The 14,217-nt window shown below is 48.7% G+C and carries 15 protein-coding genes; 4 read left to right on the top strand and 11 right to left on the bottom strand.

The genetic code is table 11. From position 1 onward, the window contains the following. Positions 1-5 precede the first annotated feature (5 nt). The gene (gene frr, locus FAH66_RS09685) at positions 6-563 is read right to left on the bottom strand and encodes a ribosome recycling factor (protein ID WP_003686718.1); all 558 of its coding nucleotides are present in this window, start codon (positions 561-563) and stop codon (positions 6-8) included. A 515-nt stretch (positions 564-1,078) separates the two neighbouring features. Here frr and FAH66_RS09680 point away from each other — a divergent pair. From FAH66_RS09680 to FAH66_RS09665, 4 genes are all read left to right on the top strand, one after another. Then, a complete protein-coding gene (locus tag FAH66_RS09680) occupies positions 1,079-1,810 on the top strand; it encodes an SH3 domain-containing protein (RefSeq protein WP_137041430.1) in 732 nt (243 codons plus the stop codon). A 2-nt stretch (positions 1,811-1,812) separates the two neighbouring features. Beyond that, on the top strand, positions 1,813-2,265 hold the full coding sequence (locus tag FAH66_RS09675; protein ID WP_036493924.1) for a hypothetical protein: 453 nt from the start codon (positions 1,813-1,815) through the stop codon (positions 2,263-2,265). 160 nt (positions 2,266-2,425) lie between these two features. Beyond that, complete coding sequence (locus FAH66_RS09670; protein ID WP_137041429.1) at positions 2,426-2,953, top strand: hypothetical protein; 528 nt, start codon at positions 2,426-2,428, stop codon at positions 2,951-2,953. 19 nt (positions 2,954-2,972) lie between these two features. Further along, positions 2,973-3,197 carry a hypothetical protein gene (locus FAH66_RS09665; RefSeq protein ID WP_137041428.1) on the top strand — a complete coding sequence of 75 codons (225 nt, stop codon included), beginning with the start codon at positions 2,973-2,975 and terminating at the stop codon, positions 3,195-3,197. Between the two features lie 73 nt (positions 3,198-3,270). On the opposite strand, the gene FAH66_RS09660 is transcribed toward FAH66_RS09665, so the two are convergent. From FAH66_RS09660 to nuoG, 10 genes are all read right to left on the bottom strand, one after another. Then, the gene (locus FAH66_RS09660; protein ID WP_137041427.1) at positions 3,271-3,570 is read right to left on the bottom strand and encodes a DUF2818 family protein; all 300 of its coding nucleotides are present in this window, start codon (positions 3,568-3,570) and stop codon (positions 3,271-3,273) included. 220 nt (positions 3,571-3,790) lie between these two features. Continuing rightward, entirely contained in the window at positions 3,791-5,233 is a 1,443-nt protein-coding gene (gene nuoN / locus FAH66_RS09655) for an NADH-quinone oxidoreductase subunit NuoN (protein ID WP_137041426.1), read from the bottom strand. A gap of 9 nt (positions 5,234-5,242) precedes the next feature. Further along, the gene (locus FAH66_RS09650) at positions 5,243-6,739 is read right to left on the bottom strand and encodes an NADH-quinone oxidoreductase subunit M (RefSeq protein WP_137041425.1); all 1,497 of its coding nucleotides are present in this window, start codon (positions 6,737-6,739) and stop codon (positions 5,243-5,245) included. Positions 6,740-6,834: 95 nt separating this feature from the next. Continuing rightward, positions 6,835-8,859, bottom strand: a complete 2,025-nt coding sequence (gene nuoL / locus FAH66_RS09645) for an NADH-quinone oxidoreductase subunit L (RefSeq protein WP_137041424.1) — start codon at positions 8,857-8,859, stop codon at positions 6,835-6,837. 2 nt (positions 8,860-8,861) lie between these two features. Then, the gene (gene nuoK, locus FAH66_RS09640) at positions 8,862-9,167 is read right to left on the bottom strand and encodes an NADH-quinone oxidoreductase subunit NuoK (protein ID WP_002215628.1); all 306 of its coding nucleotides are present in this window, start codon (positions 9,165-9,167) and stop codon (positions 8,862-8,864) included. After that, positions 9,164-9,835, bottom strand: coding sequence for an NADH-quinone oxidoreductase subunit J (locus FAH66_RS09635; protein WP_003676988.1), 672 nt, complete (start codon positions 9,833-9,835; stop codon positions 9,164-9,166). Before FAH66_RS09635 ends, nuoK begins: the two co-directional genes overlap by 4 nt. 11 nt (positions 9,836-9,846) lie before the next feature. Then, positions 9,847-10,326, bottom strand: a complete 480-nt coding sequence (gene nuoI / locus FAH66_RS09630; protein WP_002216341.1) for an NADH-quinone oxidoreductase subunit NuoI — start codon at positions 10,324-10,326, stop codon at positions 9,847-9,849. A 54-nt stretch (positions 10,327-10,380) separates the two neighbouring features. Next, positions 10,381-10,776 (bottom strand): GFA family protein, encoded by a 396-nt coding sequence (locus FAH66_RS09625; RefSeq protein WP_003686531.1) that lies wholly within the window; start codon positions 10,774-10,776, stop codon positions 10,381-10,383. 75 nt (positions 10,777-10,851) lie between these two features. Further along, entirely contained in the window at positions 10,852-11,928 is a 1,077-nt protein-coding gene (nuoH, locus tag FAH66_RS09620; protein WP_002216340.1) for an NADH-quinone oxidoreductase subunit NuoH, read from the bottom strand. 2 nt (positions 11,929-11,930) lie between these two features. Continuing rightward, entirely contained in the window at positions 11,931-14,192 is a 2,262-nt protein-coding gene (gene nuoG, locus FAH66_RS09615) for an NADH-quinone oxidoreductase subunit NuoG (protein WP_137041423.1), read from the bottom strand. Between the last annotated feature and the right edge of the window lie 25 nt (positions 14,193-14,217).

Below are 14,217 nucleotides of genomic sequence, written 5' to 3'. Positions count from 1 at the left end.
CAGGATTAAATCGCCATCAAATCTTCTTCTTTGGCAGCCAAGAGCTTGTCTGCCTCAGCAATATATTTGTCGGTCAACTTCTGAACCGCTTCCTCGCCACGGCGGGCTTCATCTTCAGAAATCTCTTTGTCTTTCAACAATTTTTTGATGTGGTCGTTTGCATCACGGCGCACATTGCGGATAGACACACGACCCTCTTCCGCCTCACCGCGTACCACTTTGATCAAATCTTTACGGCGTTCTTCAGTCAGCATAGGCATAGGGACACGGATCAAATCGCCGACAGAAGCAGGGTTCAGGCCCAAGTTGGAATCACGGATCGCTTTCTCAACTTTTGCAGCCATATTGCTCTCGAACGGTTTCACACCAATCGTACGCGCATCCAAAAGCGTCACGTTCGCCACTTGGCTCACAGGCACCATGCTGCCCCAGTATTCCACCTCCACTTGGTCGAGCAGGCCGGTATGCGCACGGCCGGTACGCACTTTAGCTAAATTGTCTTTCAATACTTCCAGAGAACGCTGCATTTTGCCTTCAGCTGTCTTTTGAATATCATTAATCATCTTATACTTTCAATTTCATAGGAATAAAACAGGATTAACCGAGAATAGTACCGTTAAACCGCCCTCACGACAAGGCTTTACGCCTCAACAGCCTTGTTTTCTAACCGATATTTAACATCAAACAAAATAAAGGCCGTCTGAAAATCTTTCAGACGGCCTTTCTTGTTTCAAGCAACTACATCAACTCGGCCTTTTCCTGAATTTATTTGGAAACTAAGCTTCTATCTTGAGACCATTGTTTCCATCCACACAAAGAACGAATTTTATTGCTAATAGATATAAACAACTCTACTCTTTTCAATCGAAATGAGTTTCCTCGGGAAATATACCGATAATCGGTTATAATGACCGATTATCTAAATTGATTAAACATATTAAATAACTGCAGCATTGAATTTACTATGTTACAATATTTGCAAATGTTACACATAACTACGTAAAGAAATCTCGATATGAGATTTCTTTTTAATCACTTTTAAAGACTTATATTTCATTCAACCATTGAGAGATAAAAAATGAAAAAAGCCTTTTCTATCTTTTCCATCAGTCTTCTGACTCTAACTCTACTTACTGCCTGTAATCGTAGTGAAAATGAAACAAAAAAAGAACTGAATGCACTGAAAGAGCAATTAGCGCAACAACAAAAGCTTCAGGCTGAGCGTGAAAACCAAGAATTGGAACACCGTAAACAAATAGAACAACGACAACGTGAAAACGAAATTTATGAACAAGCCTATCAAAGTGCTCAAGAAGACTTAAAGATGCAACAAATGCTTGAGGAAGAACAACGACAAGAAGAAGCTAAACAAAAACGCGCTCAAGAAGAAGAGCAAAAACAAGACGAGGTAAAAAAGAGACTTGCTATAGAAGAAGAGCGGAAACAAGAAGAAACTAAAAAGAAACTAGAGCAAGAAGAAAAAAAGAAAAAGCAACAAGAAGAAACTAAAAAAGCGGAAGAGAAAAAAACAGCCGCTCCTAAACCTACCGAGAAACTGACTCGCTACCCAGCTTTTGTCATTACTGCTTCGGGTTCAGGCACAATCAATCTTCGTGGAGGTCCATCTACGTCCAACATAGCCGTTAAACAATTAAGAGATGGTCAAGAGCTTCAGGTTATTGCTGAAACCACCAAATGTGAAGATGCAGGCGGTGGATGCTGGGTTAAAGTACAAGTTGGGGATCTCAAAGGCTATGTATCCAATGCTTATTTGCAACGTGGAACAGCCTACGTAGATACGGGGTATTAATTATGCGAAAACTTATTTTTACAGTTCTATTCATCCTCCCCTCTTTTTCTTTGGCTGGAAACTTACATTGTAAAAAGCCCGTAGAAGAAATGATTGGGGAAAGCCAAAGATGCTTTTACCAAGGGGGACTAAGCGATGCCATTACTGCTTTTAGCAAATATTCTGCTCAATGGAATAAAAAGAAAGGTGAGTCCATCCCTTTTCTTTGGTTTCCCATTTTAAAAAACGGCATACCCAAAACAACCGTAACAATGGCACAATTACCAAAATCTCGTTCTGTAACGCCTTTCTCAGAAACTAAAGACTATCCTTTGGAGACCATTGTTGCCGGTATTGAATGGAAAAACAAAAATAAAGTCAAAATTATGGGATGTGTTTATGAGACAGATTATTGTCTCTCCGCTACTTTTATCCAAAAAGAAGATAAAGTCTTTATTGAATCCATATCTACCTAACTCAAATAGGATATGCAGATGGGAATTGCTATTCTGACGATATTTATCTGAACAAAATAAGATTATCAGACATGAAGGTATTAAACCGTACTTATCTTGGTCGATGAGTTAGAGCAGATAATTAATTAACATAAAATGCCCTTATTCTAAGAGAATTGAAATGAAAAAAATTCTAGCTGTTATCGGTACATTACTTACCACCTTGTGCGTTTTCATTTGGTCTCAATTAATTGCTCCTAGTGCAACTGAAGCAATTAAGGCAAATGTTAAGCCTATTCTCATTGAGATATTTAACAACCAACTGAAAGATTCCGGTATCCTAAAAAATAATTTAGATGATAAGAAAGTTGCAGAAGACTTGATTACAGAGAACATAACTGATCTAAACTGTAAAAATGGCGAGTCTGAACAACAATGTAAAGACCGAATTTTAGAAGAGCCCGGCGCAAACCAACTCAAAAAAGATTTAGACATTATTAACGCCCAATATGAAAAATGTCACCAAGATGTGCAAAGACTGAATATAGACTTACTTAATGACGAATTAGTTTATAGAACCAAAATCAAATGCATGATTGTCAATAACCAAGGCGAAAGATTAGACAATCTTGCGAAATCAGAGCCTTATCTAGCAAATACTATCTATCAAGTTAAAAGAAGCATCTTTCCAGCATACAATGGCCACTAATTCATAATCAGGAAATCGTATGAACAAACTTTTAGTAACAATATGTATTCTAGTTCTATCTGCTTGTGCTACAGATACTTACCACCACCAACCACAACAATATAGAAAGCCTCAGAAACCCTCATACCGGCGCGTTGTTCAGGAATGTAATTATCACCAAGATAAAAACTCAGTTCAAAATCCTAAGATTATTACTGATACAAGAAAACAAGAATGTAAAAACTTTCGTAGCCAAATGATGTAAGTCATTACCACCTACATTCTCAAATACAAGGCCGTCTGAAAATCTTTCAGACGGCCTTTTCCTTATTCAAACCCTACTCTCTATTCCGTTCATTCCAAAAGTAACGCCATACGAAGCATGGAAAGGCAAAAATCAGGTAGAGGCAGACAACGGTCGCGTAAAACTCCCAATCTTGGGCATGCACAGCACCGGCTCGCGATTCGAGGATATAGGCGAGAATCGCGGTAAGGAGGAAGCCTGCCAGCAATTCGATCAAGTGATGGCCGATATGTTTGCGTTTCAGGGTGATGATGCCGAAGAATTTGGTGGTAGTAAATGGTGCGTTGGCAAAGATAAGTGCCAACAGCAAAAGAATGTACATGGATGCGGTCATGGTGGTCTTTCTGTTTTCAGACGGCCTGTGTGTGATTTTAACATGTTAAATAGGCATTCTTGCCCATCATTATCCGTGGAATATTCAATATCTTGATGATGCCCGCTTGATGATTATTCAAAGGCTTGAGGCCGTCTGAACTTTGGGTATATTTCATCAGAATGCGAATCCTAACAAAAACGGCGACTTTGGAACAGCCGCCGTTGGTTTTGTTTGAAGCTTACAGGGTATTTTCCAATGCTTTGGCACACCAGTCGATAACGGTTTGCGGCATGATACCCCAGAGGAGCAGCAGGAAGGCATTGACCGTCAGGACAAATTTGGCGGCATAGTTGCTGCCGACCGGCTGATCATGGTCAGGCGCATCGAAGTAGATGACTTTGACCACGCGCAGGTAGTAGAAGGCGCCAATCAGGGACATGATAACGGCAAACACTGACAACCAGACATAGCCTTGTTTCAAGAGCGCCATAATCACGCCGAACTTGGCGTAGAAACCCATCAGCGGCGGAATACCTGCCATGGAGAACATGGACAGCAACATCAGGAAGGCAAACCATGCATGGCGATGGTTGAGGCCAGCGAGGTCTTTGATGTTTTCACACTCAATGTCTTTGGTAGACAATACCATCAAAACACCGAAGCTGACTGCCGCCATCAAAGCATAGGTAATGGCGTAATACAAACCTGCGGTAAAGCCGACTGCGCCTGCCATAAATGCCAACAGAATAAAGCCCATGTGCGATACGGTGGAATAGGCAAGCATACGTTTGATATTGGTTTGCATGATGGCAGCAAGGTTACCGACCACCAAAGAAGCAACGGCAAGGATGGCCAACATCGGCGCCCAGTCTGAATGTATGGTACCCATACCGGTAACAAGGATACGGAACGCAAAAACAACAGCGGCAATTTTCGGAGCCGTACCCACAAAGGCGGTAACAGAGGTCGGCGCGCCATCGTACACATCAGGTACCCACATATGGAATGGAACCGCACCCAATTTAAATGCAATGGCGACTACAATAAACACCATACCCAATTTCAACAACCACTCATTAGCCTGCTCATTGAAAGCAGAAGCCAAGACGGAAGCAAAATCAAGAGAACCGGTGGCGCCATAAACCATGGAAATACCATAGAGCAACAAACCGGAGGCCAACGCACCCAATACGAAGTATTTCAGCGCAGCCTCGGCAGAGCGGCCGGAATCGCGGCGCAGGGCAATCATGGCGTACAGCGACAAAGACAACAATTCCAAACCGATATACGCAGTCAAGAAATGTGCCGAGCTGACCATGACGCTCATACCCAACAGGGCAAACAGTGACAGGGTGTAAAACTCGCCTTTAAAAATTTGGCGGTCTTGGTTGTACGGTTTACTGTAAATAAACAGACCAAACGTCAGCGCATACAACACTAGCTTCGCCAAACGGGACATGCCGTCTGCAATATACATACCGTGAAAGGCATCGACACTGCCCTGCTCCCATACTGCCAATTGGGTAATGGCCACGACAATGACCGTTCCCAAGCTCATCAGATGGGTCAAATAGCGGTTTTTATCGCAAATCCACAAGTCTGCCAGCAATACGACACCCAATAGCGCAAGCAGCACGATTTCGGGCATGGCGGGCATTAAATTCAAATCAGACCAGTTCATTTACACACCTCAAATCTTGCTTTGTGCCACATGGGCAATCAAATCGTTTGCCGCTTGATGCACCACTTCGATAAACGCTTGCGGATACAGACCCATGCCCAAAACAGCAACCGTCAAAATCGCCAAAATCGCAAATTCGCGGCAATTGATGTCTTTCATTTCGGCAACGTGCGGATTGTGGATCGCACCAAAAATAACGCGTTTGTACATCCACAGGGTATAAGACGCACCGTAAATCAGGGTCATAGCAGCCAACGCGCCTACCCAGAAATTCACTTTAACCGCGCCCATAATCACCATAAACTCGCCCACGAAGCCGGAAGTCGCAGGCAGACCGGCATTGGCCATACCGAACAACATCATAAACGCCGCAAACTTAGGCATCACATTGACCACGCCGCCATAATCGGCAATATTGCGGGTATGCAGGCGGTCGTACATCACGCCGATACACATAAACATCGCGGCAGACACGAAACCGTGGGAAATCATTTGAATGATTGCACCTTTCAATGCCCAGTCATTCAGCTGGCCGTTCACAAACAGGAACATGCCTAAAGTGACAAAACCCATATGGCTGATGGAAGAGTACGCCACCAGTTTTTTCATATCGGTTTGCACCAAAGCCACCATACCGATATAAATCACGGCAATCAGGCTCAATACGATGATTACAGGGGCAAAATAGCGTGCCGCATCCGGCATAATCGGCAGGATAAAGCGCAAGAAACCATACGCACCCAGTTTCAGCGTAATCGCCGCCAACACCATCGAACCACCGGTCGGCGCTTCAACGTGGGCATCCGGCAACCAAGTGTGCACAGGGAACATCGGTACTTTTACAGCGAATGACAGGAAGAACGCTACAAACAAAAGCTGTTGTACACCCAACGGAATCTGTTTGATGTTTTGGAAATCGACAATAGAGAAGCTGCCTGTTTGATAGTACAGGTAAACCATGGCAACCAACATCAAGAGCGAACCCATCAGCGTATAGAGGAATAGCTTAACCGACGCATAGACGCGACGCGGGCCGCCCCATACACCGATAATCAGGTACAGCGGAATCAACATACCCTCGAAGAACACATAAAACAGAATCGCATCCTGCGCGGCAAACGCGCCGTTAATCAAACCCGACATCATCAGGAATGCCGCCATATACTGCGCCGGACGTTTCTGAATGACTTCCCAACCGGCCAATACCACCAACAGCGTAATAAACGCATTCAAGATGATAAAGAGCACTGAAATACCGTCCACGCCCAATGCGTAGTTGATTTTCAGAAGCGGAATCCACTCGTGGAACTCGGTAAATTGATAGCCGCCGCTCAAACGGTCGAACTGCGTAAACAGAGGCAGCGTTACCAAGAAACCGGCAAGCGCACCCATGAAGGCAAGCACACGCGCCAGCGGCGCACGGCTGTCTTTACCGGTCGCCAAAACCAGCACACCTGCGGCGATGGGTATCCATATTGCCAAGCTGAGTAGGTAGTTGGAAAACATAGTGGTTAACCTGTGGTTAAAATAAAAATGTGTTTATGTGGATATTTCTTCGTTTCAGACGGCCTGAAGGTTTAAGGCCGTCTGAAACATTATTCTTATCGGAACAATCCCCAGAAGGTCATGCCGAGCAGTACCAATACACCGAATACCATAGCGGCGGCGTAGGTGTAGATAAAGCCGGTTTGGGCTTTACGCACTTGCGCGGCAATCGCGCCGACCAGTTTGGCGGAGCCGTTGACAATACCGTTGTCGATAATGGCGGTATCGCCAACTTTCCAGAAGAAGGTACCCAATGCGCGTGTGCCTTTGGCAAAAACGTTGAAATACAGGGCATCAAGGTAGTATTTGTTTTCAAACAAAACGTAAATCGGACGGAACGCCTGTGCAATTTTCGCTGGCAGGTGCGGCAGTTTGACGTACAGAAGCCATGCGCTCAATACACCTGCGATAGCGAGGTAGAGTACAGGCGAATGCAGGCTGTGCGACACCATCGCCAATGCGCCGTGGAACTCTTCTTTCATGATGTGCATGGTCGGATGCGCGTCGGCGTTGACGAAAATCACGTCTTTGAAGAAATCGCCGTAAAGCATGGGTTCGATGGCGATGTAGCCGATGATGACGGACGGAATCGCAAGCAGAATCAGCGGCAGGGTAACGACCAGCGGGCTTTCGTGCGGATTGTCGTTTTTGCCCAAGCCGTGATGTTCTTCGCCATGATGATCGTCATGATGCTCAGGCAGGCTGCGCCATTTTTCTTCGCCGTGGAACACCATAAAGTATTGGCGGAACGCGTAAAACGCGGTAACGAACACGCTGGCGAGGACGGCAAAATAGGCAAAGCCGCTGCCCGGCAGGGTGCTGTATTTCGCCGCTTCGATAATCGAGTCTTTGGAGTAGAAGCCGGAGAAGAACGGCGTACCAATTAGCGACAAGTTACCGATCAGCATGGTCAGCCAAGTAATCGGCATGTATTTTTTCAGATTGCCCATGTGGCGCATATCTTGGTCGTGGTGCATACCGATAATGGCGCTACCCGCCGCCAAGAACAGTAAGGCTTTAAAGAAGGCGTGGGTCATGACGTGGAACATCGCCACGGAATAGGCGGACGCGCCCAGAGCCACGGTCATATAGCCCAATTGCGACAGGGTGGAATACGCAACCACGCGCTTGATGTCGTTTTGAATCACGCCTAAGAAACCCATAAACAGGGCGGTAATCGCGCCGATCACCATAATGACCGACAGCGCGGTGCTGCTCATTTCGTAAATCGGCGACATGCGCGACACCATGAACAGACCGGCGGTAACCATGGTTGCGGCGTGAATCAATGCAGAAATCGGGGTCGGACCTTCCATCGAATCAGGCAGCCAGACGTGCAGCGGGAACTGAGCCGATTTACCCATCGCGCCCACAAACAACAGCAAACAGGTTACGGTAATCAAAGACCATTCCACACCGGGGAAAAGCTGGATGGTGGCATTTTGTACGTTGGGCAGATAGGCGAATACGTCCTGATAACGCAGGCTGCCGCCGAAATAGGCAAGTACCAAGCCGATACCGAGCAAAAAGCCGAAGTCGCCGACGCGGTTGATCAAAAAGGCTTTCAGGTTGGCAAAAATCGCGCTCGGACGTTTGAAATAGAAACCGATCAAGAGATACGACACCAAGCCCACAGCTTCCCAACCGAAGAAGAGCTGGACGAAGTTGTTGCTCATAATCAGCATCAACATGCTGAATGTAAACAAAGAAATATAGCTGAAGAAGCGTTGGTAGCCGACTTTTTCATCGTGCATATAGCCGATGGTGTAGATATGCACCATCAACGACACGCCCGTTACCACGACCATCATCATCGCCGTCATCGTATCAACCAAGAAGCCGACGGAGAAATCCAAGCCGCCCATTGTCAGCCAGGTATAGACGTTTTCGTCAAACTTGGCGCGGCTGCCGTCAATAAAGCCCCACAGCACATAAGCCGACAGCACGGCGGACACCGCCACGCCGAGTATCGTCACGGTATGCGCGCCGGCACGACCGATTTTGTTGCCGAACAAACCCGCAATCAACGAGCCTGCCAATGGAACAAGGGCAATTATCAAATATAAAGTCATATCGTTCATGATTACCCTTTCAACTCATCCAAATCGGCAACGTTGATTGTTTGTCGGTTGCGGTACACCAGCACCATAATCGCCAAACCGATGGCAGATTCGGCAGCGGCAACGGTCAGTACGAAGAATACGAAAATTTGTCCGGCAGTATCGCCCAAATGTTGCGAGAAAGCGATAAAGTTGAAGTTCACCGCCAAGAGCATCAGCTCGATAGACATCAACAATACCAGCACGTTTTTACGGTTCATAAAGATACCCATTGCGCTGATACCGAACAGGAGCGCACCCAATACCAGATAATGCGTCAAGGTAATCATGCTTTGCCCTCCCCTTCCGGCTTGAGGCCGTCTGAAACTTCGCTTTCTTCGGCAGATTCGACTTGCGGTTTGACCGCTTCCATTTTCACCAGACGCATACGGCCTTGGTCGGCGCGTACTTTAACTTGGTCGGCAGGATCCATACGTTTCGGATTGGTGGTTTTGCGGTGAACCAGCGCAATCGCGGCCACCATGCCCAACAGCAGCAATACCGCCGCCAATTCAAACGGCAACAGGTAGTCGGTATAAATACGGCTGCCCAAATCGCGGATATTGTTGTAATCGGCGGGAATGTCTTTCATCAGACCAAATGCGGCCAGGTCGGTTTTCGGGTTGACTAGAATCAGGATCAGGGCAACCGCCAACAATGTGCCGACCACACCGGCAACAGGCGCATGACGCCAGAAACCGGCGCGCATTTCTTCAATGTCGATGTTCAACATCATCACGACGAACAGGAACAACACCATCACGGCGCCGACGTAAACCACCACCAGCGTCACGCCCAAGAATTCGGCCTGCATCAGCATCCAAATCATCGCGCTTACGCAGAAGGTCAGCACCAGATGCAAAGCGGCATGTACGGGGTTTTTAGCGGTAACGGTACGAACCGCACCGTACAAAACGATGGCGGCAAGAATATAGAACAGAATCGCGGAAAAAGTCATTCGTCTGCTCCTTAACGATACGGCGCGTCAGCGGCTTTGCGCTTGGCGATTTCGGCTTCGTATTTGTCGCCAATGGCCAAAAGAATCGGCTTGGTCATGTGCAAGTCGCCTTTTTTCTCGCCGTGGTATTCAAAAATATGGGTTTCCACAATCGCATCGGTCGGGCAGGCCTCTTCGCAGAAACCACAGAAGATGCACTTGGTCAGGTCGATGTCGTAACGCTTGGTGCGGCGCGTGCCGTCTTCGCGTTCTTCCGATTCGATGTTAATCGCCATTGCCGGACAAACTGCCTCGCACAATTTACACGCAATACAGCGCTCTTCGCCGTTCGGATAACGGCGTTGCGCGTGCAAACCGCGGAAACGCACGGATTGCGGCGTTTTTTCTTCAGGGAAGTAAATCGTGTCTTTGCGGGCGAAGAAATTTTTGAGCGTTACGCCCATGCCTTTCACCAATTCGCCCAGCAGGAAGGTTTTTACTAAATTAGCCATTTTCGGATGCTCTTTTCGGATTGTTCTGTTTACAGGCCGTCTGAAAGCGGTTTTTTAACCTGCCGCGCCCACCATTTCTAAAAACTCTGCTTCGGTCAGCTTCGGGGTATCGTTGGCCAAGTCGTAATACGGAGCTTTGCAATCGATAAAGATTTGCGAAGTGGTTTCAAAGCCCGCGTTGTCGGCAAACAGCCCGGCGTTGATGTAATAATCGTTGCCAACTTTCACAAACAGATGTGTGCCGCAGTGTTTGCAAAAACAGCGTTGCGCCCATTCGGACGACTGATAATGCGCAATGTGTTCGCTGCCTGTAATTTCAGGCGACTGGGCGGCCAAAGTAAAAGACGCGCCGCCGCCCCATACGCGGCATTTTCCGCAATGGCAGGCGTGGAGTTCGCGGTTTTCGGCGGTTTCCAGTGATACTGCGCCACACAGGCATTGAGCTTTCATTAGGTTCTCTCGGTTTGAAACGGTTAAAAATTTGGGTTATAGGCTACCTGAAAACTTTCAGACGGCCTCCCTGCCCTATTTCCACAAATTCAGCGGTGAAATCATCCACACGCCCAAAATCACGATGTAGGCGAAGCCGATCGGAATCAGCACTTTCCAGCCCAAACGCATGATTTGGTCGTAACGGTAGCGTGGGAAGGTTGCACGGATCCACAGGTACCAGTACAGAACCGCCGCCATTTTTACGAACATCCAGAATGCGGAAGGCGTACCGATAAAGCCCCAACTTTGCGGGAACGGAGACAACCAGCCGCCGAGGAACATCAGCGATGTCAGCGCGGCAATCAGAATCATGAAAATGTATTCGGCGAGGAAGAACAGTGCGAATGCGAAGCCAGAGTATTCAACGTGGTGGCCGGCAACGATTTCAGATTCACCCTCTGCCACGTCAAACGGCGCGCGGTTGGTTTCGGCAACGGCGGAAATCAGATAGACGATGAAGATGGGGAAGAGCGGCAGCCAGTTCCAAGAGAATACCGAACCGCCGGCAATACCTTTAGCCTGCGCGGCAACGATGTCGGAGAAGTTCATGCTGCCCGATACCATCACGACGCACACTAGCGCGGCACTCATGGCAATCTCGTAGGAAATGCTTTGTGCGGAAGCACGCATTGCGCCCAAGAACGAATATTTGGAGTTGGAAGCCCAGCCCGCAATGATCACGCCGTAAACCGACAGCGAGGTAATCATCAGGATGTACAAAAGGCCGATATTGATGTTGGTCAACACCCATTCTTCGTTGAACGGAATCACTGCCCACGCCGCAAAAGACGGGGCGAGTGACATAATCGGGCCGATATAGAATAAGGCTTTGTTTGACAGCTTCGGACGGGTTACCTCTTTAAACAAGAGTTTGAACACGTCGGCAAACGGCTGAATCAGACCCCACGGGCCGGTCACGTTCGGGCCGACACGAAGCTGCATAAAGCCGATGACTTTACGCTCGAAATACGTCAGGTAGGCAACGGTCAGAATCAGCGGAATCAGGATAATCACGATTTTGACGATGACGGATACCACCAAGCCTACGGTGATACCCAAATCGCCCAGACCGAGCGTTGCGGCAAAGAGGTTTTGGAACCATTCTTGCATGATCAAGCTCCCGCCAGTTCAATAGTGTCCATCAACGCACCCAGCGCGGCATTTTCGGTATGCAGCGGCAGATGCACCACGTTTTCAGGCAAACCGGCATCGGCTTTGACGGCAACCGATACGCCTGCGCCGTTTTGTTTGGCGACGGCGGTTTGTCCGTCTTGCAGGCCTAAGCGTGCCAAAGTGTTTGGATTTACACGCGCGGCAGGCACGGCGGCATGGCTGGTCGCTTGCAACGGTGCGGAACGGCGCACGATGGCATCGGTGTGATAAATACCGACTCCACCCACGCGCACGAGGCGGCTTGAGGTCGTCTGAAAATCTTTTTGAGTCGAAGCAGCGCGGTTGTTCAGTTTGGACGGCAGGCTTTCCGCGTCCAGCGCGTCTTTCAGAATCGCGGCGGTATCGTGGTATTCAAAGCCTTGCAGGTCAAACAGGTTGCCCAATACGCGCAACACTTTCCACAGCGGACGCGAATCGCCGAAGCCTTGAACGACACCGTGGAAGGATTGCAGACGGCCTTCCATATTGATGAGGCTACCCGATGTTTCGGTAAACGGCGCAATCGGCAACAATACGTCGCACACGTCCAGCAGCGTTTCGCTGACAAACGGCGTAAACGCCATCACACTTTTCGCCTGTTTCAACGCGGCTACGGCTTTTGCACCGTCCGCCATATCGATTTCCGGCTCGACGTTGAGCAGCAAAACTGCCTGTTTCGGCGCATTTGCCATTTCGGCAACGCTCTCGCCGGAATTCACACCCAAGACATCCGCACCGACGCTGTTGGCAGCTTGCGGCAGAATGCCCAGTACCGCGCCGGTCGCGTCCGCCAGTTCTTGCGCGACGGCGTAAATCGCGGCGTAATCGGGATGGTTTTGCACTTCCGCGCCCAAAATCACCGCTGCTTTTTCAGCGTTTTTCAGGCTCGCGGTAATCGCGTGTTCCGCATCGGCAGACAGGTTTTTCAGACGGCCTGCCCATTCGTCGGGATGTGCGGCTTCTTGAGACAGAAGCGGCATAAACAATTCTTCTTTACTGCTGGCCAATACGCTCAATGCCATACGGTCTTTGGCGGCGCGGCGCAGGCGGGCGGTCAGGAGCGGCTGTTCTTTGCGCAAGTTCACGCCGACTACCAATACGGCATCGTTGTCAGCCAAAGATTCAATGCTTTGTCCCAGCCATTGCGCACCTTTAAGGCCGTCTGAAAGACGTTTGTCTTGTTGGCGCAAACGGGTTGCAAAGTTTTTAACACCCAAGCCGTCGGCAAGTTTTTTGGCCAGATACAGCTCCTCAACCGTATTCATCGGATTGGCCCAAACGCCGACTTGGTTTTGGTTGCCGTCTTTGGCGATACATTCAATCGCGCTGCGGACATACTCCAACGCGGTTTTCCAATCCACGTCCATCCACTCGCCGCCCTGTTTGATTTTCGGGTTTTTCAGACGGCTTTCGTGATACAGGCCTTCGTAGGCGAAACGGTCGCGGTCGGACAGCCAGCATTCGTTGATGGCTTCGTTTTCCAACGGCAACACGCGGCGGACGGTATGGTCTTTGGTTTGCACAATCAGGTTGCTGCCCAAAGCGTCATGGGCGGAAACGGATTTGCGGCGGTTCAATTCCCAAGTACGCGCGTTGAAGCGGAACGGTTTGCTGGTCAATGCGCCGACAGGGCACAAGTCGATGACGTTGCCTGACAATTCGGTTTCCACTGCTTTGCCGATAAAAGGCATGATCTCAGAATGCTCGCCGCGGTTGGCCATGGCGATTTCTTGCACGCCGGCGATTTCTTCGGTGAAACGGACGCAACGGGTACAGTGGATACAACGGCTCATTTCCTCAGCGGAAACCAAAGGACCCATGTCTTTGCCGACGACGGAACGTTTTTCTTCGGTATAACGGCTGGTGGTTTTGCCGTAGCCCATCGCCAAATCCTGCAACTGGCATTCGCCGCCTTGGTCGCAGGTCGGACAATCAAGCGGATGGTTGATGAGCAGGAACTCCATCACGCCTTCTTGCGCCTCTCGGGCTTTTGCCGAATGCGTACGCACAATCATGCCGTCTGTAACCGGCGTGGCACAGGCGGGCAGAGGTTTGGGGGCTTTTTCCACGTCCACCAAACACATACGGCAGTTGGCGGCGATGGAAAGTTTTTTGTGGTAACAGAAATGCGGGATATAAGTACCGAGCTTGTGCGCGGCTTCAATCACCGTCGCACCCTGCTCCACAGATACCTGTTTGCCGTCGATTTCGATTTGTAACATGGTTCGTTCCTAGTTACGGGTATTT

Origin of the sequence: Neisseria subflava (assembly GCF_005221305.1) — a bacterium.
Lineage (GTDB): Bacteria > Pseudomonadota > Gammaproteobacteria > Burkholderiales > Neisseriaceae > Neisseria > Neisseria subflava.
The sequence above is the reverse complement of the archived record's forward strand: the minus strand, read 5'-3'. Positions and strand labels throughout refer to the sequence as shown.